At 47.2% G+C, this 24134-nt stretch carries 26 protein-coding genes, 1 pseudogene and 1 riboswitch; of the genes and pseudogenes, 10 read left to right on the top strand and 17 right to left on the bottom strand.

The annotated features are described in order from the left end of the window. Positions 1 to 191 precede the first annotated feature (191 nt). From BN4_RS06300 to BN4_RS17095, 6 genes are all read right to left on the bottom strand, one after another. A complete protein-coding gene (locus BN4_RS06300) occupies positions 192 to 437 on the bottom strand; it encodes a hypothetical protein (protein WP_157871280.1) in 246 nt (81 codons plus the stop codon). 139 nt (positions 438 to 576) lie between these two features. Further along, positions 577 to 1119: a structural protein gene (locus BN4_RS06305; RefSeq protein ID WP_157871282.1), complete on the bottom strand. Its 543-nt coding sequence runs from the start codon at positions 1117 to 1119 to the stop codon at positions 577 to 579. Positions 1120 to 1647: 528 nt separating this feature from the next. After that, positions 1648 to 1842: a hypothetical protein gene (locus BN4_RS06315; protein ID WP_041720163.1), complete on the bottom strand. Its 195-nt coding sequence runs from the start codon at positions 1840 to 1842 to the stop codon at positions 1648 to 1650. A 214-nt stretch (positions 1843 to 2056) separates the two neighbouring features. Further along, complete coding sequence (locus BN4_RS06320) at positions 2057 to 2551, bottom strand: lysozyme inhibitor LprI family protein (RefSeq protein ID WP_015414545.1); 495 nt, start codon at positions 2549 to 2551, stop codon at positions 2057 to 2059. Beyond that, a complete protein-coding gene (locus BN4_RS17090; protein ID WP_015414546.1) occupies positions 2508 to 3947 on the bottom strand; it encodes a lysozyme in 1440 nt (479 codons plus the stop codon). The genes BN4_RS06320 and BN4_RS17090 overlap by 44 nt, the downstream gene beginning before the upstream one ends. A gap of 655 nt (positions 3948 to 4602) precedes the next feature. After that, on the bottom strand, positions 4603 to 5208 hold the full coding sequence (locus tag BN4_RS17095; protein WP_015414547.1) for a DUF6933 domain-containing protein: 606 nt from the start codon (positions 5206 to 5208) through the stop codon (positions 4603 to 4605). 390 nt (positions 5209 to 5598) lie between these two features. On the opposite strand from BN4_RS17095, the gene BN4_RS06335 reads away from it, so the two are divergent. The 3 genes from BN4_RS06335 to BN4_RS06345 all read left to right on the top strand — a co-directional run bounded on the left by BN4_RS06335 (position 5599) and on the right by BN4_RS06345 (position 9032). Continuing rightward, positions 5599 to 6846, top strand: a complete 1248-nt coding sequence (locus tag BN4_RS06335; RefSeq protein WP_015414548.1) for an RHS repeat domain-containing protein — start codon at positions 5599 to 5601, stop codon at positions 6844 to 6846. 50 nt (positions 6847 to 6896) lie between these two features. Further along, entirely contained in the window at positions 6897 to 7433 is a 537-nt protein-coding gene (locus BN4_RS06340; protein ID WP_041720166.1) for a hypothetical protein, read from the top strand. 1137 nt (positions 7434 to 8570) lie between these two features. Continuing rightward, positions 8571 to 9032, top strand: a complete 462-nt coding sequence (locus BN4_RS06345) for a hypothetical protein (protein ID WP_015414551.1) — start codon at positions 8571 to 8573, stop codon at positions 9030 to 9032. Positions 9033 to 9051: 19 nt separating this feature from the next. Here the strand turns inward: BN4_RS06345 and BN4_RS17960 are convergent, their stop codons facing one another. From BN4_RS17960 to BN4_RS18310, 4 genes and pseudogenes are all read right to left on the bottom strand, one after another. After that, positions 9052 to 10029, bottom strand: a complete 978-nt coding sequence (locus tag BN4_RS17960) for a hypothetical protein (RefSeq protein WP_015414552.1) — start codon at positions 10027 to 10029, stop codon at positions 9052 to 9054. A 367-nt stretch (positions 10030 to 10396) separates the two neighbouring features. After that, positions 10397 to 10600 carry a type II toxin-antitoxin system BrnA family antitoxin gene (gene brnA, locus BN4_RS06355; RefSeq protein ID WP_015414554.1) on the bottom strand — a complete coding sequence of 68 codons (204 nt, stop codon included), beginning with the start codon at positions 10598 to 10600 and terminating at the stop codon, positions 10397 to 10399. 220 nt (positions 10601 to 10820) lie between these two features. Then, positions 10821 to 11312 (bottom strand): hypothetical protein, encoded by a 492-nt coding sequence (locus BN4_RS06360; RefSeq protein WP_015414555.1) that lies wholly within the window; start codon positions 11310 to 11312, stop codon positions 10821 to 10823. A gap of 2 nt (positions 11313 to 11314) precedes the next feature. Continuing rightward, a pseudogene (locus BN4_RS18310) lies at positions 11315 to 12133 on the bottom strand (VgrG-related protein). Positions 12134 to 12376: 243 nt separating this feature from the next. Here BN4_RS18310 and BN4_RS18080 point away from each other — a divergent pair. Beyond that, positions 12377 to 12709 carry a hypothetical protein gene (locus BN4_RS18080; protein ID WP_041720168.1) on the top strand — a complete coding sequence of 111 codons (333 nt, stop codon included), beginning with the start codon at positions 12377 to 12379 and terminating at the stop codon, positions 12707 to 12709. A 134-nt stretch (positions 12710 to 12843) separates the two neighbouring features. Here BN4_RS18080 and BN4_RS06380 read toward each other — a convergent pair whose 3' ends face one another. The 6 genes from BN4_RS06380 to BN4_RS06410 form a co-directional block, all read right to left on the bottom strand. Further along, positions 12844 to 13215 carry a hypothetical protein gene (locus tag BN4_RS06380; RefSeq protein WP_015414558.1) on the bottom strand — a complete coding sequence of 124 codons (372 nt, stop codon included), beginning with the start codon at positions 13213 to 13215 and terminating at the stop codon, positions 12844 to 12846. A gap of 49 nt (positions 13216 to 13264) precedes the next feature. Then, entirely contained in the window at positions 13265 to 14590 is a 1326-nt protein-coding gene (locus tag BN4_RS18085) for an NlpC/P60 family protein (RefSeq protein ID WP_015414559.1), read from the bottom strand. 256 nt (positions 14591 to 14846) lie between these two features. Beyond that, positions 14847 to 16012, bottom strand: a protein-coding gene (locus BN4_RS17670; RefSeq protein WP_407635864.1) for an IS3 family transposase whose coding sequence is annotated in 2 segments (ribosomal slippage) — positions 14847 to 15734 and positions 15737 to 16012 — 1164 coding nt in all. Because the reading frame shifts where the segments join, the coding sequence is not laid out codon by codon here. 53 nt (positions 16013 to 16065) lie between these two features. After that, positions 16066 to 16455: a hypothetical protein gene (locus tag BN4_RS06400; RefSeq protein ID WP_015414560.1), complete on the bottom strand. Its 390-nt coding sequence runs from the start codon at positions 16453 to 16455 to the stop codon at positions 16066 to 16068. A gap of 1 nt (position 16456) precedes the next feature. After that, the gene (locus BN4_RS06405) at positions 16457 to 16696 is read right to left on the bottom strand and encodes a hypothetical protein (RefSeq protein WP_015414561.1); all 240 of its coding nucleotides are present in this window, start codon (positions 16694 to 16696) and stop codon (positions 16457 to 16459) included. Positions 16697 to 16816: 120 nt separating this feature from the next. Further along, positions 16817 to 17338, bottom strand: coding sequence for a toxin-activating lysine-acyltransferase (locus BN4_RS06410; RefSeq protein WP_015414562.1), 522 nt, complete (start codon positions 17336 to 17338; stop codon positions 16817 to 16819). Between the two features lie 125 nt (positions 17339 to 17463). After that, positions 17464 to 17542, bottom strand: a riboswitch (cyclic di-GMP riboswitch). 951 nt (positions 17543 to 18493) lie between these two features. Here BN4_RS06410 and BN4_RS06415 point away from each other — a divergent pair. Genes BN4_RS06415 through BN4_RS06425 form a run of 3 tightly spaced genes read left to right on the top strand, consistent with a single transcriptional unit; the run spans position 18494 to position 21306 of the window. Further along, positions 18494 to 20239 carry a type IV secretory system conjugative DNA transfer family protein gene (locus BN4_RS06415; RefSeq protein ID WP_015414564.1) on the top strand — a complete coding sequence of 582 codons (1746 nt, stop codon included), beginning with the start codon at positions 18494 to 18496 and terminating at the stop codon, positions 20237 to 20239. Further along, complete coding sequence (locus BN4_RS06420) at positions 20229 to 20657, top strand: hypothetical protein (protein ID WP_015414565.1); 429 nt, start codon at positions 20229 to 20231, stop codon at positions 20655 to 20657. The genes BN4_RS06415 and BN4_RS06420 overlap by 11 nt, the downstream gene beginning before the upstream one ends. Positions 20658 to 20709: 52 nt before the next feature. Beyond that, positions 20710 to 21306 (top strand): recombinase family protein, encoded by a 597-nt coding sequence (locus BN4_RS06425; RefSeq protein WP_015414566.1) that lies wholly within the window; start codon positions 20710 to 20712, stop codon positions 21304 to 21306. A gap of 25 nt (positions 21307 to 21331) precedes the next feature. On the opposite strand, the gene BN4_RS17675 is transcribed toward BN4_RS06425, so the two are convergent. After that, positions 21332 to 21667, bottom strand: coding sequence for a hypothetical protein (locus BN4_RS17675; protein WP_015414567.1), 336 nt, complete (start codon positions 21665 to 21667; stop codon positions 21332 to 21334). Between the two features lie 100 nt (positions 21668 to 21767). Between BN4_RS17675 and BN4_RS06435 the strand changes: the two genes are divergently transcribed. From BN4_RS06435 to BN4_RS06445, 3 genes are all read left to right on the top strand, one after another. Continuing rightward, entirely contained in the window at positions 21768 to 22007 is a 240-nt protein-coding gene (locus BN4_RS06435; RefSeq protein ID WP_015414568.1) for a helix-turn-helix domain-containing protein, read from the top strand. A 729-nt stretch (positions 22008 to 22736) separates the two neighbouring features. Continuing rightward, positions 22737 to 22943: a helix-turn-helix domain-containing protein gene (locus BN4_RS06440; protein WP_041720172.1), complete on the top strand. Its 207-nt coding sequence runs from the start codon at positions 22737 to 22739 to the stop codon at positions 22941 to 22943. 3 nt (positions 22944 to 22946) lie between these two features. Next, positions 22947 to 24071 (top strand): tyrosine-type recombinase/integrase, encoded by a 1125-nt coding sequence (locus tag BN4_RS06445; protein ID WP_015414570.1) that lies wholly within the window; start codon positions 22947 to 22949, stop codon positions 24069 to 24071. Positions 24072 to 24134: the final 63 nt, after the last annotated feature.

Genomic DNA, 24134 nt, shown 5'->3' on the forward strand with positions numbered 1-24134 from the left:
TTATAATTACAGTGAAATAGCACCCTACTGGATATATTGCAGAATTCTGTTCTGACCTCATTCGTCTATCCACACGAAAAAGGCTTAGAAGGAAAACCTTCTAAGCCTTTATAGTCATTGGTGGAGCTGGAGGGAATCGAACCCACGACCTCTTGAACGCAATTCAAGAAATCTTTCTTTACACATTGAGATTATTGAAGATAAGAATTCACCTTCTCTGGGCACATATCCATCGCTGCACCCAAAGCTTTGTCTGGCGTTAAAAATTCAACACTAAACCAATCCCCTCCAGTGGAGATCGCATGTTTGGGTAGCTCGAAACCACTTGATCCGATTCGGACAATGACAGTCTCATATGGACAGTTAAGCCGAACCTCTTTCAACTCGTTCATTTTCTCAATGAGCATCACACTCGTCACATAGATCGTTTCTTCCACTCCATCCGCCAAATGCCGCCTGCCCTTACCAACGTATATTATCTCCACGTTTTCGCATAGCACAACAGTTTCGCACGCGGATGACAGGTCAACAAAACCCACCATCCACATACATATAACAATCACGGCAATGCAGATTCTATTCACTCCACACCTCGTGCTCAAGAGTGTAGTTGATCATAACGTTGTCCGAACCGGCAGCGACCATATGTATCCGCCAATGCACCGGCGGCTCCTGGCTTGCGTCCAACGAAGTTGAGTTGCTCGAAAACGACATACATGTAATCTGCTCAGAATGGTCGTGGTTAGTCGACAAATGGACACCAGAAGTAAGCCCGCCAGAGATGCCCTCAAAAAATATTTTAACATGATCTCCACCCGTAAAGGTCTCATATGCATGCCCCGTTAACGGCCCATTAATATATCGTTTCGGTCTCCGCAATGGATGTTTCTTTATCTCGCATTTACATTTAGGATGCGGACGTTCCGGTTCTTCTATAAACTCTTTTCCTTCCATAGCCTTACATGTTTCACATGCTCTCTCTTTAGGATGCACAGTCCAGTAGTAATTACCTTTTGGGTTTTTAGGTGGTTTTTGATTATTACTATCATGCTTCGCTCCAGCCTTTTTGAACTTCGCTAGGCTCTCTTGAGTTGAAATCCCCACCATACGTTTTGGCATCCCGTGTCCCGTGAACAAACTGATCGCCTCAAATGTGTTGTACCCGCTTCTCTGCCATCTCTCTTCTCCTTTTGCCCACAGGGCTGTTTATGTGTTTGCGGGAAGCCTACCACTGGTTTTTCGGAGAAAATCATCGAAACACGACACTGTCGGTCAAATACACTCTGTCGCCCGTCAAACACTCGCTCTGGTTGCTGAAATACACATTAATTTCAGCATGTTCCTCTTGACAGCTTTTTGAGGAGCTTCGATTTTTGGTCAACAGAATTGTATATTTTTTTGTATATTCCACGAAAAAAGGCTTAGAAGGAAAACCTTCTAAGCCTTTATAATCATTGGTGGAGCTGGAGGGAATCGAACCCACGACCTCTTGAATGCTATTCAAAGTCATCGTTTGTAGTTGTTTGGAATACCTATCGTTTTGAGCGAGGAATATACATCGAGGGTATATTTGCGGGTAAAAGGTATATTTTTGTATATTCCTGGGAGGTATAGAAATGGTATATCCGGCCTCCCAGCCGCCCTACTCTACAGGGCTAATTTGTTCTCGGACCGGAGACAATCGGATATCCAGACCTTGACCAAAGCCTGTCTGGAAAGAACGAACCTCCGGGCCTTCTCGTCCATCTCGTTGACCATCCACACCGGGAAACCCACGTTCACTCGCTTGATCTCGCGATCAAAGGTTTCAGAGCCAACATTTCTGTTGTCCTTGGACTTCATAACCCACCTCGCAAGTTTTCATAGAACGGACGACATAGACCAACCATGGCCTTAGTCGGAGAAATTATGACGGTATCCCAGAGGTGGACCATGGCTAGGACTTTGTCCGTAGACACTGATATTCTTGATGAAATGGTATACTTTTTATATCAGAAGTACACCATTTTGAATTGAGCAAAAAAAAAGGGTGAGGTTACGACCTCACCCTTTATTGTTATTCGCTTGTTGGGATTTTCTGCCCTGTAGCCGTTTCATACTCCTCGACAGGAACCCACCTAACTGTACCGCAGCAAACATCACCCTCAATGGTGCCGATAATCCACTTTTTGATCAGGCTTATTCTCTCTTTAACCAGATGCAACGACTCCATGGGAGCACAGAAACTCATGGAACTTCCATAATTCTCTCTACCTCCAGGGTAGAGTGCTTGGATGTGTAGTCGTCGGTACTCATCCCATGCCTTTTGTGAGGCATTGAATTTTTCCAAAAACTCTGGCTGATCTGAATAGAGCTCATTGATTTCTGCAATCATGGAATTCATAGTTTTCATTGCTTCGGCGTGCGTCAACTGAGTATTATCTACCATTTGTTTGTACTCATCTTGAGCACACACAGTTGAAGAGATGACCAGCACCCAAACAACGGCCACAACGCTACGAAAGCACCTATTCATTTGTTTTCCCTTTTCTACGGAAACGGCCTGCTTCATTTTTCCTACGATTAATCAAACCGTTGTTCCGTACTTTCTTACCTGTTTTGAGATCAGTGGTATAAACCCACCGCTCCATTTCTCCTGCAACGGAATCATAGTCTTTCTTGTTAAGTTTCTTCAACAAGGTTGATGTTTTGAAATTCCCTGGCCCAACATTATAGACAAAGCTACTGAGAGCTTCAAACTCATTTTTACTAAGAGGAACTTTTACCATGTCTTTCACGGTTGACTCTGCACTCGCCATATCTTCATCAAAGAGCTGCATTGCTTCTTCTTCCGAAATCCCATTTCCATAATTTTCCTTGTCTTCCTGGGAACATGACCCATCGTGCAGTTTGTGTCCAAATCCAATGGTACAATGCCCTGAGGCATCATTATAAAGCTTCGATTCGAAACCTTCGAACTGCCGCACCTCTTTTCGAGCATCATCACTGGAAGAGAGATCTTTTAGTGATGACCGTTGCCATCCAGTCTGAGCACCTTCCGAAGGAGACTCAACAGCGTCCGATTTCTTTTCCTCAGGTTCCTTCTGACCAACTTGTTCTTTGACCTTCCCACGGTACTGGTTGTCGTCATACACCTCATCCTGGCCTTCTGGAATCTGAAGCTCGGCACCCCCTGCTTCGTTCTCACCTCCAGCATCACTCACAGTTCCGGTGTCGTTCTCAGCATGCATCTCAGCATCTTCCATCCTGAAGCCCGGCTTGGCACCCAGCAACTCTTCGTTCCCGGACGCCCGCGCCTTCCCTACGTCAACACCGGCATATCCCAGGTACTTGTCGTACATGGCGTCGGCGTCCTTCTCGTCAAACTTGGCCTCGGACGTCACATATTTGTTGATGAGGTCGAAGGCCGCGTCGTCATGCGCCTGGACGCCCTTGTCGTCCTTTGCGCCGAGCGCTCCCTGGGCGATACGCTGTAAGCCTTTGTCGAGCACGCTACGTGAACGCTCATTGAGCTTGTCCAAAGCAAACTGATGCCCCTGCTGCAAGAAACCCTTTTTGATCTTGGGTAAAGTTTCAGACAATGCCCCGTGCCGCTTTCCTCCCTTGGGGAAATCAGACAGAATACCATGCTCATAGTCGTCGAACTGCTTTTTCAGATTGGTCGCATCTTTGGAAGGCTTATTTCCGGTGACATTCTTCTGCCAGTCGGCCAGCCCTTTACCAAAGAAGTCATGCGCTTCGTTTTCCTTCTCAACAATGGTATTGAGCCGATCCAGATCATGGTACGCATCACGCTTCTGTTGCTTCGGTTGCTGTCGTTGGTTTTGATTTTTGGTACCAATGCCCATTTCCAAAGCAATCTTGCGCTGGCCGCCGGTTGCGTTGTCGAGTCTCTTCTTCTGCTCGTCGGGGTCCATGTTGATGAGTGATTTTCCGAAGTCAAACATACTTCAGTTCCTTTTGGGATGTCGATTGTTCAAAGATCAGACATCCTAACCCCGGTTTTCGCCCCAAAATGAAAACGGGCGAGAAAGGGTACCGGAAGGATAAAAAAAGCATAAGAAAGCAACTTGACATGGTTTTGAAAAAGAGGATTTAAAAAACAGCGACCGAATAAACTTGTGCTATTCCATCCATTTACAGAGCCGGCTTTTCGAAAACAACTCGATGTCGAAAATGGCCTCAGACAAAAAAAGGGGTATAAAAGGATATCAAAAGGTATAAAAAAGCAGTTCCTCTTTTCTTTGGCGCACTTATTCAGAAGGTATTTTCAATTGGTCTATTTTTACAGGTATTTACAAGACAGACAAAAAATCTTCTGAATTTTATTCTGAACGGCAGTACTTCCAGGTTGAGGCTGCCTCACGTATGCTGGCGATGCTATAGGTAACATTAACAATTGAAAAAACTAACGCCTGTTATGGCGACACCCTATGCCCTACCGATAACTGATAGTGATCATTCACTAAAAGAACTCACCAAGAGTGTTATATATACTCAAACATGTGTATTCAGAATTAGGTAGACACCATACCCCTTAATCCAATTTCCATCCACCTGATATCATTTGTATATTCTCTTGTATATCCCACGAAAAAAAAGCTAAAAAGGAGAACCTTCCAAGCCTTTAAAATTCTTGGTGGAGATAGCTGCGTTTCTAGCCTGACAGAAACCCATTCCCCTACTTCTCGGACCATCTATCAACCGCAACATGTCCCTCTCAGCGAACACGCAGCCATCAATGTCTTTGCCGCTATAGGGTGTATCGTTGAGTAACCCCGTAATCCATTGAATCTCACTACGAGTCCTCGGTAAATGACCAAGCCGATTCTTCAACATGTACTCCATATTAAACTTCATGTCGTTCATCGTTCCAAGGACACTTCGACTATGGGTCTTGCCATATGAGAACGGGCCGAGCAGCAACTTGGCTTGAGCTATTTGCGCTGATGTTGCCCCAACACCCAGAAGAGCTATCTCGAAGTGCTCGATGAACACCTTGTCGAAGTTCATGAAGTCCTTCTTGACCAAGCCGGGCATAAACACGGCAAACCGGGTTTCATCGTTGACTAATAGCACGGACTTTCTACGAAAGAATCTGAAGATGTTGCCCTGCCAGCCTTGTAGCCCTCGTTGACTAGTAGGCTCTAGGATTTGTGCTGGCTTGATCTCGGCCAAAAGCTTTTGGGTACATCCGATGTAAGGCATTGTTGATCTCATCTGGTTGGGTGGTAAAAGATTCCTCACTCAGAGAGCCACAATCGAACTCAGGATCAACTCAGATGGATATTCTCGGATGCTGTGGTGGGCTATTCATTAAATAGGTATGGTGTACCTCTAATCCCTAACTCCAAACCCGAAATATAAGGGAGGTGTCCCCATAATTTTCCCCTGTAATTTCAGCATCCTCTCAAAACCTGTCAAGCCTTAATTACGGGAATGTACTTGTTTTATACCGACCGGCCCGTGCATTTGACCGACATCGGGCTGCATTTGACCGACACGCTTTGCGCAGACCGCCTCTTCCCTCAAAACCCCATGCTACGCTAACCGCAAATCAATAAAGGGCCGCCTGCTCTGCGGTCCGAAGGAAACTATATGAGCGTATATGAAATGAGGTTGAAGCACGATCAGAACGGTCGCATTGCGGAGAAAATTGAAACCATCAAAGGCAAGTCCATCAAGTGGACATACTCCTATGACAAAAAGGGGCGTCTGTTTGAGGCGCATTTGGACAATCGGCTGGTCTGCCAATGTCATTATGACAGGGGTGGCAGGCGACAGCAGGACTACTTCCCCAGGACCCATGGCAGTCAACTGCGGAATTACCACTACCGCATGGACAACCGGCTGCAACAGGCCGGAAACAACGGCTACACCCATGACAAACAGGGATTCCGGTCCATCTGGAATAGCGGAGGCAAGTATACGCTCTATGAGTACAAGTCTGACTATCGGTTGCTGAAAGCGGAGAAACGGGAGACATGGGAAATCTTCGAGTTCTCGCACGACGACAACGGCCAGCGGCAAGTGAAAACCTGCAACGGCGAGGTTGTTGAAGCCTACCAATGGCTCGATTTTATCCGGCTGGCCGGATTCCATGACGGCGAGATCGGCTACCGCTTCATTTATGAAGACAAAGAACGTACACCCTACGCCATGCAACGTGAAGACGGTGCCGTGGCCTACCTGTATTACGACCAGATCGGCTCCCTGCGGGTGGTTGCCCACAAGTCCGGCAACGTGATAAAGGAAGTCTTGTACGACCCCTTCGGTGGGATTATTGAGGACACCAACCCTGACTTCCGCATACCCATCGGATTTGCTGGTGGATTGCATGACCGGGACTTGGGTTTCGTGAGATTCGGCTGGCGGGATTACGACACCTTCACCAGCCGATGGACTGCGCCAGACCCGATAGGTGATGCTGGAGGCGACCCGGATTGGTATGGGTACTGTCTCGATGATCCGGTGAATGGGATTGACCCGTTGGGATTGTTCGTTTTCGGCAAAACAGGACTGGGCATTTTCCCCGGAATAGGAACCGATGGTTCAACTGCGGACAAAAGGAACTATGAGTTGAAACATGAGCATGGTTTCTATGAAGATGGTACGGGAGACAATATCGGCCTGTTTGATGGCGGTCCAAAACGAACAGAGGACATCACAAAGTACAAACTTGATGAAACGCACTTTGACGACAAGCGCATGCGACAGGCCGAAAAGAGTCTTGATCCGGGAGAGTACAAGATGTGCAAGTGGGGCGGCAAATCTAATAATTGCCAGGATTATGCCGATGCTCTGCGCGAACGTTATCGGTTTATACGCACTGCGGAAAAGCACTAACGCAATAATACAGCCGGGGGGCAGCTATCTCCCAGCTGACAAGGATGCCCATGAAAGGTTTAAAAATCTTCCTTATCTGCATAGTTCTCGGTGGGGTGTTTGTTTATAACACTAACTGGTTTCAATCCTTTTTCTTGTACAACCGCTTTTTAGAGAGCATTGCCGATGTCCCGTTTGACGTGACAAAAAAAGGGGAGACGATTTCAATCCCGCTCAAGCATAAATTCAACACTTGCTATGAGCTGAATGTAGCAGTCCCTGATAAGAATATATTTCATGACAACATCGTTGGCCCAGGGGCCCTGAGGTACCGCTTTGTTTCCGGAGGAAAAATACTGGCAAAGGGATTTACCTTTCCTGCAGTACGGCAACACCTCACGCTTTATCGTGGAGTTACATTGATAACCATACTGGTATTCGACCTCCCTACCCCCGGCGCTGGGAATGATGTGTCACTGGAATTGACAGTAGATACCCCCATGGCCTTCCTCAATAAATATGCTGGCAAGATTAAATGCAACATTCGGCCTAACTACAGTGCAAAGGCTGGAGGCTGCTATAATGAAGAGCTCCGAATAGAATATTAGGCGGTACCATTGAGGATACCAATCCGGATTTGAGGATACCCAATTTGTTATACTGTCCCCCTATTTCCCTGCAAACCACAAGCTCTAGAAGTCAGGAGGGCATTCCTCATTCAGGTTCACCAGCTCGGTCTCAAGGAGCACGCGGTGGAATTATGGGGACTGGAATTATGGGGACAGCCACCTATCTTTCTTCTTTTAATTAGGTGACTGTCTCCATAATTTGGAAATATAATTAGGAAGGTATCCCCTTAATTTTCTTAAACAATAGGAATTAGGGAGGTGTCCCCCTAATTCCCCCTAATTCAGGTAAGCGCGAGGAAAAACAATGAAAACAATGATTGGAATAATATAGGTTGTATTTGGGGTGGGTTTATCCCTTTACAGTTTAATTGGAATAGTGGCTGAGACGGAAATAGTAACGCATGCTTTGACTTTGTTTTTTGGAATTGCTTCGGTACTGGCTGGCTGGTTATCTTTAACAAACCGCAAAGCCTCCCATATTTGTTTATGGATCGTGTCTGTCATGATACTTTTTTATTCAGTCGCTGCTTTATCTATGGTGGGCCTGGAGTTCGGTTTTGGATTTGTATCTGGTATCGTTTTGTTAGCTGTATTTGCGGCAATGACGATCTTCTGTCTGCTCAGGAAGCGGATATAACCAACCATGCTTCTCCACCAGCCGGGAGACAGTTGTCTCCCGGCTGACAAGGATGCCTATGAAAGGTTAAAAAAATCTTCCTTATCTGCACAGTTCTCGGTGAAATTATGGGGACACCTTCTTAATTGTTGAATTAGGGAGGTGTCCCCATAATTTTACGCAAGGGAGTGAAAGGCTAACCGAGATCCCGGCTTCAGCTCGTTTCGCAAGCCGCCCTCTCTTAGATAAGATGGTGCCGAAAGAAGGCTTTCCCAGCAAGCTCGAACGAAACTGCGCAATTGTTAAGGCAAGCCGGGACTACGGCTATTCCTACACCGCAATAGGCAAGGCTTTTTCTCTTCACTATTCTAGCGTCAGTATCATTGTAAAAACTATGAGAGATAAAACTTTATAATTCAAGACCTGACCCCATTCTCCCTCCTCAACTTATGCTCACTTACAGATAGACACTCGATATCGAATCGGGTATTTATCAGCTTGTGACTAATTCAAGAAAATTCACATGGTTCTTTGCCTTAGGGATTGCCAGCATAGCGTCAGTTTATGCTACGGCTATCCATTTGTGGTTGGAGGATGCCTCTCACTCAGCCTCCGTAAGCGCGATCTTAGGCTCTCTGGTGCTGAGTTATGCCATCTGGCTTTGGCTGCATGAAAAACGAGGAGCGAAGGCGTTTAGTGGCGTTGTGCTCGGTGGTCTGTGCGGTTGTCTCGCCTTGATTCTTGGGCCGTTAGGCTTTGGGATAGAGGACCTTTTAATTGGTCCCAGCAAAGAGCTTGTGCTGTCAGAGTTGGTTTATATCCCCCTCATTAGCATTGCGTCTTTCCCTTTGATCTTTCTAGTTATGCATGGCTGGGCTGTAGTGTTGGCCGGTGTGCTGCTGGGGGGAGTCATAGAACAGCTGGAGCATCGTTCTTCAGAAAAGAATGAGGGGAAGGGGTAGGCCTCCCCCTCGAATTGCCTTACTTCTTTTTTCTCGGAACATACGGATTAGTGTCCAATGCCTCCTCGGTTTCATCGTAAGCCTCCGGATTCGGTGCTGCGACTTTTTTGATGCCTGCCTTTACCGCGCCCCAGCTTTGCTCGCTGACCCCGGTCTCCTTCAGGACTTGCAGAGATTCCTTGAGCGCTGCCCCATTCGTCATATCCAATCTGTCAACGACCCCGACGATTTTTTCAATGTCCTCCTGGGGAAGATCTGCCAGACCGGCCTCCAAGTATGCTTCAGAGTGCGAATCATAAGCCTTCTCTTTCAATTCTTCAGGTTTTGATTCGTCCCACTCGCCGCTAAGAAGGCCTGCTTCCATCTTGAACTGCAACCGGTCTTTGGTTCGTTCCATCCATTCCTGGCCTTCCTTGGAAAGTTCAGGTTTAAGCTTGTCGAACCGCTTGACGTACTTATCGCCATACTCGCGATAGTAGTCAGGAGCCTCTTTGCCCGGATTGCGCTCCTCAAAGTCCTGGGCGCGTTTTTCATAGTATTCGGTTTTACCCAGGTCGTCCTTGATCCATGTGGGCTTGGCTCCCGACTTCTGCCTGTAATGCTCCTCAACATCCTTCACGCTATTTCCGGTTTGCTTTTCCCACTCACCGATGAGTCGAGCAGCTTTCGTTGGGGTGTCAGGCTTGGTGGCTTCAGCTTCCATCTCCCCGGCATGCTCTGCAGAAGACTTGGTAGGAGGCGCTTCTTGAACTTCTGTCGGCTCTCTGGCCGCCGCTTCATTTTGTTGCTGCGCCGGCTGCTCCTCTGGAGCGCCATCGGCGACTGTTGGAGCATCCGCAGGTTCTGCCTTTTCAACGCCTGCATACCTAAGGTACTTGTCGTACATGGCGTCGGCGTCCTTCTCGTCAAACTTGGCCTCGGACGTCACATATTTGTTGATGAGGTCGAAGGCCGCGTCATCGTGGGCCTTGACGCCATCCTCAAAAAAGACAACCATAATTTTTTAAATTGCATAATCCAAAGTGATAATTCTAGAATTGGGGGGGGGACACCATACCTAATTCTCCCCCCTAAATATAATCCTCACCCACCCGATATCATTTGTATATTCTTTTGTATATTCCACGAAAAAAGGCTTAGAAGGAAAACCTTCTAAGCCTTTAAATTCATTGGTGGAGCTGGAGGGAATTGAACCCACGACCTCTTGAATGCCATTCAAATGCACAATCTGTAATTGTTTGGAATACTTAATCTTTATAAAGAGGAATATACATCGAGGGTATATTTACGGGCATAAGGTATATTTTTTGTATATTCTTGGGAGGTATAGATATGGAACCTATTCTACCTCCCAAAGCCCTACTCTACAGGGCCAGCTTGTTTTCAGACCGGAGACAATCGGATATCCAGACCTTGACCAATGCCTGTCTGGAGATACCGAGCCGTCCGGCCCTCTCGTCCATTTCCTTGACCATCCATACCGGGAAATCAACATTCACTCGTTTGATCTCTCGCTTGTAGGTTTCAGAATCAGAGACGCTTCTCTCGAAGTTGTCCTTGGACTTCATACACCACCTCGCTAGTTTTCATAGAACGGACGAACAAAGACAGCCTTCGTCCTCGTTGGAATTATCATGACGATATCCAACGTGTAGGAAGATGGCTAGGACTTTGTCCGTAGACACTGATATTCTTGATGAAATGGTATACTTTTTATATCAAAAGTACACCGTTTTGGATTGAGCAAAGAAAAAGGGTGAGGCCGTAACCTCACCCTTTGATCCGAAATTACTGGCAGAGGTCTTCCAGTGCTTGGGGGTCATCATCCCCATAGCCTAAGTCTCTCGAAAATATCTTTTTGATTTCCGAGCAAGTATACTTCTTATACTTTCCAAAGAAGCGTGTGTTGACCCCACATCCGGCAAAATGGGGAAGAGCATTTATGACTTCCAACTCATTATCACCGAATTCAATATGAACATAGGGGTCATCCACACGGTCCTCGAAAACATAGGTGGCTATTACACTGTTTCCTTTGAGTGTCCCTCTGGCAAGAAGCTTACAATCAGAGGGAACGGTCACGTCTTCCCGCTTGCCGGAGTGACCACCCCAAAGGCGGATGGTCACATCCCCATTATTCCCGTCTATGTAGACCAACGAATGCGCCCCACTACTGTGGACATTCAGGTAAATCCCCGAAACAGATTCGGCAGATGATGACCCTACTGAGGCAAGGATAAAGACAAAGACCAGTATCATTTTGGATGCAACATTTATCATCGTTATTCTTTTCGACCCTTCTTCAATTTGTTAAGCGCATCAAGTTTTTCACGTTCGAGTCTTTTCTGAACGTTCTCTCTCACCTTCTTGGACGAACCTCCAAAGCGAGTTTTTCTTTCTTCGTAGATGGCTTCTATCAAGTCCGATTCAAACTCTTGACTCGAAGGATCGAATCGTTCCTCCTGTTTGAGTTTTTCAACAGCCTTCTTCACCACATTGGTGTCGGGGCCATGCTGCACTCCAGTCGACCATAACACTTGCTGTACTGTCTTTGAGTGCTTGTCAGCATCAAGACCAGATTCTTTTGCGCCATTTGCGACAGGCAAATAGTGACCGTCATAGATGAATTTATCTTGGCGACGTTCAAATTCCTCAGGATGCTTGTCTGCCATTTATCGCCACTTCTTGTCGAACTCAGCAGACCCCGGAGTCAGTCCTTCAAACTCGTTCTTCCAAGGAAAATCCTTAGATGTCACGAATTCTTTGACTCTACCTCCAACTTCCCCCTTGTGTCTACTTGTCATTTGATACTTGCCATACGATTTGCCACCCAAATCTCCTTCCCCAGAAGAAATGGCATGCGAACCGTCTTTGCCTGATTCATACTTCTCTGACAGTTCGCCAAGATCAGCGTGTGCATTGGGAGCCTCGCTCTGTGGTTTCTGTCTTTCTTTCTGCTGCTCCAGGTCTTTGACCTTCCCTCGATACCGATGACCGTCATACATCTCGTCCTTCCCTTCCGGGATTTCAAGGTCAGCGTCTTCTGCCTTTTCCTCACCGCCAGCATCACTCGCTGTATCAGTGTCATTCTCAGCATACATCTCGGCATCTTTATCATCAAACTTGGCCTCGGACAGCACGTACTTGTTGATAAGATCGAAAGCGGCGTCATCATGGTTCTGGATATCCTTTTCGTCTTTGGCACCGAGCGCACCTTTGGCAAGACGCTGCAAGCCCTTGTCGAGGACAGTACGGGAACGCTCGTTGAGTTTGTCCAGTGCAAACTGATAGCCCTGTTGCAAAAAGCCTTTTTTGATGTCGGGCAAGGACTTGGAAAGAGCTTCATGCCGTTTACCACCCTTGGGTACTGTGGAAAGGACAGAATGTTCATAGTCATCAAACTGCTTCTTGAGGTTGGTAGCATCTTTGGACGGCTGATTGCCGGTGACATTCTTCTGCCAGTCAACCAGCCCTTTACCAAAGAAGTCATGCGCTTCGTTTTCCTTCTCAACAATTGTATTGAGCCGATCCAGATCATGGTACGCGTCCCGCTTCTGTTGCTTCGGTTGCTGTCGTTGGTTTTGATTTTTGATGCCTACCCCAGAATTATGGGGACAGTCACCCGCTGCGCAGAATTATGGGGACAGTCACTTATCTTTCTTCTTTTAATTAGGTGACTGTCCCCATAATTTGAAAATATAATTAGGGAGGTGTCCCCCTAATTCCTGGCCAATCGCGCCAAACCATCTCCTCTTGTTATGGAATAAAGAATAATTTAGTAAGGTGTCCCCGAAATTCCTCCCCGAAATTCTCAAAAAAAGTCGATGTATATTCCCAGAACATATGATTCATCCTCTTTTACAATCCGTCTGACTTCTCTGTTTGGGCCGATGAAAAGCCAAATCCGTGTCGTGCCTATCTCGCTCGGATTGTCAGCAGATGGAGCGGCCATAAACTCCCACTCACCCCATGGAGTGGAATGGACATAAAAATCCCCTTTGATATCCCATGAACAGCAGGTTCGAGGCTGCCCCAATTTGATATGAAGCTGTGTACGAGACATCCCCTTTTTAATGCTATCCCATTGTGTCGGATACCCAGCGTAAAGATAGAGAACACTGCATCCGACACTAAGGACCAGCCAGTAAAGTAGTATTTTCATAGTAAGTAATAGAGGTTTCATGATCGCCTCCTTGTATATTGAAATCACCACCTAACTGGCATTATGTCAACTATCTTTGATTGCCGGTTTTTCCGACATATCGTCTGTATGTTATTTCCCCGGCTTGCCCCTCTCTGAATCCCCAGTCGTTTTCGACCACTTTATTTTTTATCGATGAAGCAGAGACCGTCTTACCGTCACCGCTAACGATGCCAACGTGCTCAGAACTTGCTGCAACGTCACCAGGTTTAGGATCATCAACAACAACCCATCCATCTAATTCCATATCTTTATTGGCCCAATCGGCCGCGACGGGCGGATACATATCATTCGACAGAGGGTTATTTCCTTCATGGATCAAGGGAACAGGTGTCCCATTTTCTTTGAGAACATCATAAGCGAATTTGTTGCACTTAGTTTTGCCCCATCCAAAGTCATCTTTGCTTTTGAACTTAGCCCAAGCATCACTCCCTACATACTTTTTCGCTACATAGGCAGAATGTTCAGTGGACCATGCTTTTGGCTTCACATCATGATCAGCACCAGCCTCCTTCGTCCTTTGCTTGTTCTCAGATTTTTCCTCAGTGTTGCCTTTCCCGGCTATTTTGGGGCCCTGCGCCTCTGTCTCTTCCTTGCCACCAGCATCACTCACAGTGCCAGTGTCGTTCTCAGCATACATCTCAGCGTCTTCCATTTTGAAGCCCGGCTTGGCTCCCGGTACTTCTTCATTCTCAGACGCTCGTGCTTTCTCTAGGTCAACACCAGCATAACTCAGATATTTGTCGTACATGGCGTTTGCGTCATTCTCATCGAACTTGGCCTCGGACATCACGTACTTGTTGATAAGATCGAAAGCGGCATCATCATGAGCTTGTATGTCATTATCACCACTGGCACCAAGTGCGCCTTTAGCCAATCGCTGCAAGCCCTTGTCAAGCACGCTACGTGAACGCTCATTGAGCTTGTCCAAAGCAAACTGATGCCCCTGCTGCAAGAAACCCTTTTTGATCTTGGGTAAAGTTTCAGACAATGCCCCGTGCCGCTTTCCTCCCTTGGGAAGATCAGACAGAATGCCATGCTCATAGTCGTCGAACTGCTTTTTCAGATTGGTGGCATCTTTGGAGGGCTTATTCCCGGTGACATTCTTCTGCCAGTCGGCCAGCCCTTTACCAAAGAAGTCATGCGCTTCGTTTTCCTTCTCAACAATAGTATTGAGCCGATCCAAATCGTGATAAGCGTCCCGCTTCTGTTGCTTCGGTTGCTGTCGTTGGTTTTGATTTTTGATGCCGATGCCCACTTCCAAAGCCAATTTGCGCTGGCCAGGTGTTGCATTGTCGAGCATCTTCTTCTGCTCGTCAGGATCCATATTGAGAAGTGATTTTCCAAAATCAAACATAGTTCAGTTCCTCCTATCAGGATGTAGTTTTTTCAAAGACCAGACATCCTAACCCCGGTTTTCGCCCCAGGATGAAAACGGGCGAAAAAGGGTACTAAAAGGACAAGAAAAGAATAACTTGGCAGCTTGACATGATTTTTAAGTAGAGGTTTGGTAAAACGGCTACCGAATAAAATTTTGTAGCAACTATTCCAAAGAAGTGGGTTCACTTTATCGGACCACTGAGCGGCGAATTTAAGGTGGACAGTTTTACGTGTTACGCCGCCTTGTGGGTCCATCCCAGAGGGGGTACCCCCTCTGGGATGGGACCGCTTTGATATATCTCCATCGGCTTGCGTCCGTCAAAGGTCTTATGAGGACGCCGATTATTGTAGAAGTTAAACCACCAGGCCAAGGCACTCCGCAGCTCACTTCCTGTCTCCAGTTCCCGCAAGTAGACACATTCGTATTTCAAAGACTTCCAGAGTCGTTCGATCATGACGTTATCCATCCAGCGTCCTCGGCCATCCATTGAAATGCGGATGCCAGCATCCCGCAGAGTCTTTGTGAATTCATAGCTGGTGAACTGGCTCCCCTGGTCTGTGTTGAATATCTCAGGTTCTCCATAACGGTTGATCGCATCCTCCAAAGCTACGACACAAAAGTCGGCCTCCATCGTATTCGACAAACGCCACGACAATACTGCCCGGCTATGCCAATCCATGATTGCCACGAGATACAAGAAGCCTCGTTTCATCGGAATGTAAGTAATGTCGGTACACCAAACTTGATTTGGCTTTGTGATCTTCATGTTCCGCAACAAATACGGATATATTTTGTGCTGTGGATGAGGATCACTCGTCCTCGGTTTTTGGTAAATCGCCATCAAGCCCATCTTGCGCATAAGTCGTCTCACACGACCACGGCCAACCAGATGCCCTTCATCCCGCAGAATGTTGCGCATCTGGCGTGAGCCGAAAAATGGTAGCTCCATGAACAACTCGTCGATGCGTTTCATCAACTCCAAGTTATACGATGATTCGCCAATCGGCTGATAATAGTATGTTGAGCGTTGCAGTTTGAGGATTCTGCATTGTCGCCGGACGCTGAGTTGTGGATGCTCTTTGTCGACGACTTCACGCCTTCGCTCGCAGCTCAGATTTTGGCGAAGGCTTGTTGCAAAAAATCCTTCTCGATCAGAAGTTGGCCGATCTTAGCGTGCAGATCCTTGATATGTGCATCGTCCATTTGCTGGCTCTTCTCTGCCTTGCCAGAAAATGACGCGACAATACCTTCTTTGGCTTGTCGTTTCCACGTGGATATCTGGTTGGTGTGAACTCCATACTTGCTGGCCAGCTCGGAAAGTGTGTGCTCGCCAGACAAAGCGTCGAGGGCTACACGGGCTTTGAATTCAGCAGTAAATCTTCTTCTCTTCTTGGACATCGAAAAGCCTCCTTCGGCTATCATATGTCCACCTTATACTGTGGTCCAGTTTCTTAGACCCACTTCTCTAAAGCCGAAACTGTAGTTGTTGTTGTTTTTGCATTTGGGTCAAAGGAGACTTTTCCTCCAACAACATCAATGTCTCTGTCATCTGCCGTTTGAACCCCTGCTTTAGCACCAATTTCGACCGTATCATCCTCTGTGCTATACTTTCCTCCAGCTCCAACGTCTAAATACCCACCATCTCCATTCATTTCAGCGCCGACTTTCGCACCACGCCCATATCCAATTTCAAAATCCCAAGTATCTTCCTTCATGTTATTTCTAGCAGTGAAGGTAGCTCCTAAGACATTTACCTCAATTGAATATTCATATGGATTACCGCGAGTACCACCATTCCAACTCGCGCCCATAAAACCTATACTCCACCCTCCACCAACCATATCAGCCTCCACCCAAGAACCAATTAACTATAAAGGCAACGCCCAATGGGGGTACTGCAACAAAAAAGATCACCCACCAACCGGTTCTAGCAACAATCTCAATGAATCTAAAAAAAGCTGTATGAGGTACAAAAATATCATACCATTTAAACCCGTATCGGCTAAAGATAAAGCCCCACCCTCCAAAATATGCAATGGCTAACAAAAGGCATAATGTTGATCCAACAATCTGATCGTTCATCTTGTATCATCCTTAATTATGCTCTGTAGTCTAATGGGATCTGCTTTATAAGTAGAAAATGCATAATGTATCTCAGCAGTATCACTTCTAGTAAAACGCTTCATAAGGAACTCCGTTGCCTCACCACTCCACCACAGCCATACCGCTTCCATCCGGTGCAGGCTGCAACGTCTTGACCTTCTGACCCTTGAACACCTTTTCCCGAATCTCGCGAACAATCACTTCGCCACCGCCAAACGGCGCACACAGGTCAATAAGCCACAAATTATCGCCCGAGCGCCAGTCCTCCGGCTTCAAGCGAGTGGCGCCGCTCTTCAGCCGCTCCTCGACCTCGTCCGAGACATACGCCCAGCTCACAAACGCGATGGGAGCCTTGTCCTTATGGAATACCCGGAATTGCCTATGCCGAAGAGGTGGCAAAAAGTACCATTCCAACTCGGTCAGAAACATGAACTTGTGTTGAGGCGACTGCGTCAGTAGCCAGAGGACTTCAGGAATGACATCCAGCGGCGTCCGTGGCCGCGATTCCTTTTCTTCAACCGCCCCTCCTTCCTTAATTGCAGCCTGAGCAGTTTCATCAGCAACAACACCCTCTGAGGCAACATTGCCCTCTTCCACAACACTTCTTGCATCTTCACTCACAGTTATATCCCTCAATAAGTGTATTGCCACAACGCACCACAGCAAAACGCCTGCAGCACCACTGTTAATCCACCGGGCATAATCCCTATACATGAGAGGAGAATTTGAAGTATGACGACACTCCAATCGGCAACCCGGCCATCTCAACAAAGAGACCCGTAGGCTTTCCGTCTCCACCTCACGATGGATTTGGCCAATAAAAAAACAAATTATCAACAGGTTAAGATCCCACCCCGGGAACAACCTTTTGAAGCACAAAGAAACATTAGCAAAACTCGAAAATATTGACAATGCGATAATTTGAATTTGTTAATTATTCACACATTCGTCGATCATATCGAGTCAGTTATGAGTACTAGATAATCTTCCAACGCCTCAAAAAGATTCCACAATGATTAATACAACAATTAAAGAATACTATTATGCAGAATTAGTAAGAGGGTCACCACATAAGTCAGCCCCCTCCACAAGAACAGGGCGGCACTATTGGAGTGATGAAAGATTTAATTTCACCGACTGGCAAGCTTTCTATTGTCATTTGGAGTTGGACTTATGGCACACGCTCCTCGTGGAACAATGGCAAGATACAATGGATTGAGAACTGCATCCCATCTATATTCACATGGCTGAACCGGCTTGCAGTCCTCTCCATTAAGAAAAATTAAGGTGGCTTGAGTAGAAACTAGGATAGGAGCTTGAACGACTAGCCCAAGGGCAACGAGAGATTGAGAAATACTAAGGGGAAATGGTCCTCGACCACATGAAGCAGTGGAAGACCGCCCGAAACCTCTCCTTATTTTTGGACGAACTTCAGACAAAGACTCCAGACACTCTTGGTTTAGACGAATATATCGCATGGGCACGCGACTATGCGCAGGCAATCAATCCCATCTCCCATCCCAAAACCTAGTTTTTGACGACCAAACGATTGAAAAAAGCTCCGGGTTCTTACCGGTGAAGGCCCTGACTTCCGCCAACCAGCCACACCTTCAAAGCCTCGCAACAAAGCCAAGCCACTCCATTACTGTACTTTTTCTCACATAATACAGCACCGGTTTTTACGATCAGACACGTTAAGGCTTCGTGTGTTGACATCTTTTGCAAAAAACCTTAAGAGTTTTTTATAAAAGGTGGGTAATCACAAATGGAGGCACCATGAAAACAACTCAAGCATTCCGAGAAAAGGACCTGCAAAACATCCAAGTCTTCCGAGGCGGCATTTCAAAGGAAGCCAAGCATGTCCCCATGCACCCCTCTCTCTACCAATTCGACGAAGGCGGAACACTTTCCTTCAATGAAGGCACGCATGGCGTTCTGGTCATCGGCGGTGTTGGGCGCGGCAAGACGGCGTCCTTTATGCTGCCCATGGCATCCGCGCTGATTGACGCTGGCCTGCCGGGATTCATCATCGACATCAAAAACAACTTTACAGGTCAGATTCGCAAGCTCGCAAAAAACGCAGGGCGTGAAGATGACATCGTCGAGATCGGCACGCATCCGGCCGCCACACCTGTCAATCTCATGGCTGGCCTCGACGTTGATGAGATGCAGCAGATGATAGAGTCGCTTCTCCTCAGCGGACAGGAACATAGCAAAAACATCGAGTGGCTTCACTCTGGAGTACGCCTACTTGCCGACATCGCACTCCTCTTACGATTCGTATCACAAGTTGATGTACGGTTTGCCCCGAGCTTCGTTTTAATGGACCGCTGCGTAAATGATTTCAGGTTCGTCCGTAATATCTTCAATATGTATCTGGATCGTGTCTACGACAACGGCGATATCAAACAACGAGCATTTACTAACCGCGTCCGAACTTCGCCTTTCCATATCCTCTCAGACAAAATTTATCGGACATCACTAAAATACAATGAACAGCTTGGTTTTCAGCTTTATGGGCCACGCATGGTGCTTGGATCTATTACTTCGGACGAGTCTCTTTGTAATAATCTCTCCGGGATAAACTGCTCGACAGATCTGGATTACAGAAAACTCTTAAAAGAAAACAAAATTATCATACTGCGTTTCAAGCACACGCAGGGTCACGCGGCCAAGCTGCTCGCCCGGTTCATCAAGGAAAAATTTTACGCGGACGTATACCGCACCCTGGATGATTGCGACCAGCCAGAGCAGTGTTTCTTTATGGCAGATGAATTCCAAGACACCATCAACGTTTCGCCAGATAATACGTTCGACGATCTCTCTTGGTTTTCCAAAGCGCGCGAATTCGGCTGCATCAACATTGTGGCTACCCAAGCACTGTCCAGCCTTTACGGGAACAGCCTACAACATGATCAGGTCAACGCCCTGGTCGCGAACTGTTCAACCAAAATCGTCCTCCAAAACGATGACCCTGCTGCCGATAAATTCTTTAGACATTTTTGCGGCCTGGAAAAGACGCTGGCCCAACTCGGCCCTAGCGAAGCACTTGTGGCACGTTTTGATTTAGACAGCCGGAAACAGGTGGTCGACACACTCCACTTTACAAAAATATTTAAAAGGATTCAGGACCGGCTCAACTCCTGCGGGGAAGTAGCCCGAGTGGAAAGCGATACCCCCTCTCTTGGTTCGTTAATGCAGGAGCTGGATGAAATCCTCTTTTTCGAAACGATTACGACGACCATGGATGGGCGTAAGGATTATGCTGAACTTGTGACAACCTTCAAAAACGTGCTGTGCTCCCCCAGCACCCTGAAGCTGGAATACAGACCAGAGCGTCACGGGGATGTGATGTATGCCCTCCAATCACTCAATGATAGATTTGGCAAAGGGATCACCGTCTATGGGGTAGCTGCTATCGGGAATGCAGGGGCTTATCTGGATGTCGGAGACGATGCCGAGCGAGAGGACGTTGCCGATTTTCTGAGGGAACTCTTGGAGGGTAAATATCATGAAGGCTGACAAAATGATATACGGTGGACCGAACAAGCTGCTTGGCAAATACATCAAAGCGTATGGCGATGATTTGCTCACACGACGAATCTCCGATCCAATCCCAAACGGATGGGCTGAAATAGTGATCGATATGTTCAGCCAAATAAAGCGTTACCACCCGGAGGCAAAAATCGCTTCCATGCGTATCGCTCCGGCTTCGAAGTACAGCAGCGGCATATTACGCCTTGGCTTTTCTACGCCTGACGAAGGAGACCCCATGCACCCTCCAAAACTTCCCCGGTCCCTCAAATGGATTACGGAGCAGGCCCGAAAGAAAACCTTCTCGACGTGCGCCGCATGTGGTCATCCAGTCGGTCACCTCACTTCTCTCAGCCTTTGCGCACTTTGTGCGTGCAGGATAGGAGTGCGGCACTTTTCCGAATAACACACCATTGCCCTCTTTAAGCAGTACTGCTACATGCTTCGATGAGGCGCATATGGACAACACACAAGACCCATCCGACTTTCACTCATACATTGACAAACCTGGCCGAAAGATCAGTTACTCGCGACTTGCCCCTACGAATAAGACCAAACGCATTGGTGGCCTCATCACTGAGATACTGTTTGTGGACAAAGCAGGCTGCAAAACTGCCGAACTGCGCCCTGAGCTCGAGGCATGCCTCGACTTTCTGGAGGCCAATGATGTCCTGTTTGTCGAATCCATGGCTCACCTCGGACGAAACACACGCGAGCTGGTAGACCTTGTACAGCAGATCACCGACAAAGAAGCAGGTGTGTTTTTTGTGGATGAGGACCTCGGTCTCGATCCGTCTAGACCGGACTTTGAAACCAACTTTCGGTGGATGCAATCAATGTACGACTTCGAACGGACGCTTGCGCAGGAACGCCGTAACGAAGGCCTCCTTGAAGCAAAGAAAAAAGGCGTCCGGCTTGGACGCCCCACCAAAATCAACGATGAACAGCGGAAAGAAATCCGCAACAGATTCACTCACGGGGAAAAGGCCTTTGCATTAGCCAAAGAATATGGCGTTTCCGAGAGCCTTGTTTATCAGATTGGCAAGTTAAAATAGAATAGCCCCATCACCCTACCCCAGATTAACGAAACCACCCCTTGGTTGTCTTGAATTTCGCAACAAACAGCGAAAACAGATAAAAGGATCCCAAAGCGATTGCCGCCCCAGCAATCACTCCGACAATAGTGGATTCAAACACTGCCAACATGCTGAGTGAATACACGGCCACGAGAAACAAAAAAATCACGGCCACGAGAAACAAAAAAATCATGGTCGTGAAGCCTCCCATCGTTATCTGACTCCCATGAGTAGCCTGACAACTTCCGCAGGTAGACGCCCCTTTAGGAATAAACTGCCCGCAGAACGGACATGACGAATCTTCAGTCGTCGCCTCATAAGTAAACCCATGCTGGCTCATATCAAACTCCATTCATGTATTTTGTGAACTCGAGAGCTACTTATAGTCTGTAGACTTATAGGAGTCAATTTCTCATGCGAATAATTGGAGGTTTATTCGCATGGCAGGGAATTACACAAAGGATGAAAAGCGGTTCTTGAAGCGACTTGGATTAGCCATCAAGGACAGGAGAGTGGAGCAAGGCTTGTCACAGGAAAAGCTGGCCGAACTGACCGGACTTCACCGTACCTACGTTGGCTCTGTTGAACGAGGCGAACGCAACATCAGCGCACTCAACATAAAAAGCCTGGCCGATGCTTTGGAATGTCAGGCAAGCAATTTCTTCCGAGCGACAGAATAACAGCTCCGATTGGCAACAACTGTAGAAGTGGGACTAATCAACCTTCTCCGGCTACTCCCCACGTTACTGTATGACTCAGGTAGTCATACAGTAACGCTTTTGGGTAGTCCTCAATAACGCTCTCTGTCGCACTTCCATCCAACCAGCCAATCCAAAACCTCCCATATTCGATGAAATCTATTTCAAGTTCATCAAAATAGCGCCAATTGGCTTAGCTCATAGTGCAAAAAAGCAACTTTTTTGCAGAATTTTACAAATATCTCTAAAAGAAAAACAAAAAACAAAAGGGGCACTTTTTTGCCCCCTTGGCGTTACATTGTATAACTCGACCTGCAAGCGGGCACTTTTTTGTCCCTTTTCTTGCCCCTTTTAATCAATTATTAAAAATTGTTGCGATTTTTTTTAACGATGCTAAAATAGCGATTCTTCCTGAAAAAAGCGATATAGGAAGACACAGCGGCTCATGATCAATGCAATATGGCGTACCATTGAACACGAGTGAGCTTCTGTCGTTTAGCGGGACGCCTAGTATCGAAGTCAGCGGGGTGAGTGACCGCACACCCTGCGGGCGGCCTCAGGCCTCGGCTGTTGAGATGAACAGGGAGTGCGCAACCGAACCGCGCCCCGAAGTGTCATCCGGCCCAGAATCCCGCCCTCTATCTGAGGGCCCATTCCCTAACCAGTTCTTCTGGCGCTTGTTCGGCAACCTTCTCTCATGGAGGCTGCCTTATGCAGCACCGCATCAAATTACTTACCATCCAAGAAGCCGCAGACATCCTGCGCGTTAACCGCACAACAATTTCACGCATGATTTCCACTGGCGAATTACCTTGTGTCAGAGTAAGATCACGCAAGCTCATCCGAGAGCAGGATTTGCTCACGTTCATTGACAGCCAAATCGGAATTGAAACGGGCGAAAGCTCGCAGGAGTACTAGCTTATGGCTACAGTAACGATTGCGAAATGCCCTAGAAAAAAGACCAAAGATGTATACCGCGTTGACTTCTACAACCCGGAAACACAAAAGAAAGAGTATTACGGTACGTTCAAGAAAAAAGGCGATGCAAAAGCTGCAAAAGCCAAACTTGAAGTCGCAATAGATGGCGGTGAAGCAATAGAGGTCCCAAGAACAAATCGATCCCTGCGAAGCAAAACCGTTACCCACTTCTGCCACATCAAAGAAAAGGAGTGGAAAAGACGCGGGCAGGAAGGGAGTCTCAGTCCAGCCACTACATCCGACTATATAGGACGCCTCAAACGAATCCGAAAAGTGTTTGGGAAAAAGATAATCGGGACGATCACAGAAGAACTTCTTCTCCAATTCCGAGCTAAAGAAGCGCATCGCAACTCACCAGCTTCGGCAAACAGATACCTGTTTGTCATCCAGCAAGTGATGAAACAAGCACTGAAAGAAAAAGCCATCACAAGCGACCCTGCCGCTTCGATCAAAAAGCTGAACGAAAAACAGCATGAACGAAAAAACTTCCTAACCCCCAAGGAAGTTGAGATTCTGTTGGCACAAGCTGCGAAACAGAAGACCAGACACTACATGGTGCTAGCCATTCTTCTTGGCTTGGAACACGGATGCAGCCGTCAAGAAGTTCTTGACCTGACATGGGCCGACATTGACCTTGAGTTCGGCGACCTAGGCTTAATCCGCTTTTACCGAACCAAAAACAAACAGGAACGACTCCACACCATCATGCCAAGGACGCGAGAGGCGCTCCTGAAACGAAAAGATCATCTTGAAAAAATGAGGGAGAAGCGCAGTATCAAAGTTGAAGCTGACTATGTCGCTGGACGCCTCAACGGCACACGACTCACCAACTTCAACAGGGCTTGGCGAACCATCCGTGACGCATGCAGCTTCAAAAAGAAGCTCAACTTCCACGACCACCGCCACACGTATTGTACAAATATCGTACTAGCTGGAGGATCGACCAAACATGCGGCAGCCATGATCGGCCACAATGATCCGCGCATGACTGAACGCTACACCAACCTTGAAAACCTGATCCACAATCCAGTGCAAGACAAGCTGGCCGCACACTGCCAAAATACATAAAAATCCCATTTGGGACATATATGGGACACGAAACCGTTTTCCGGCCTCAAACCAAAGAAAAAG

This window comes from Pseudodesulfovibrio piezophilus C1TLV30 (genome assembly GCF_000341895.1).
GTDB classification, from domain to species: domain Bacteria; phylum Desulfobacterota; class Desulfovibrionia; order Desulfovibrionales; family Desulfovibrionaceae; genus Pseudodesulfovibrio; species Pseudodesulfovibrio piezophilus.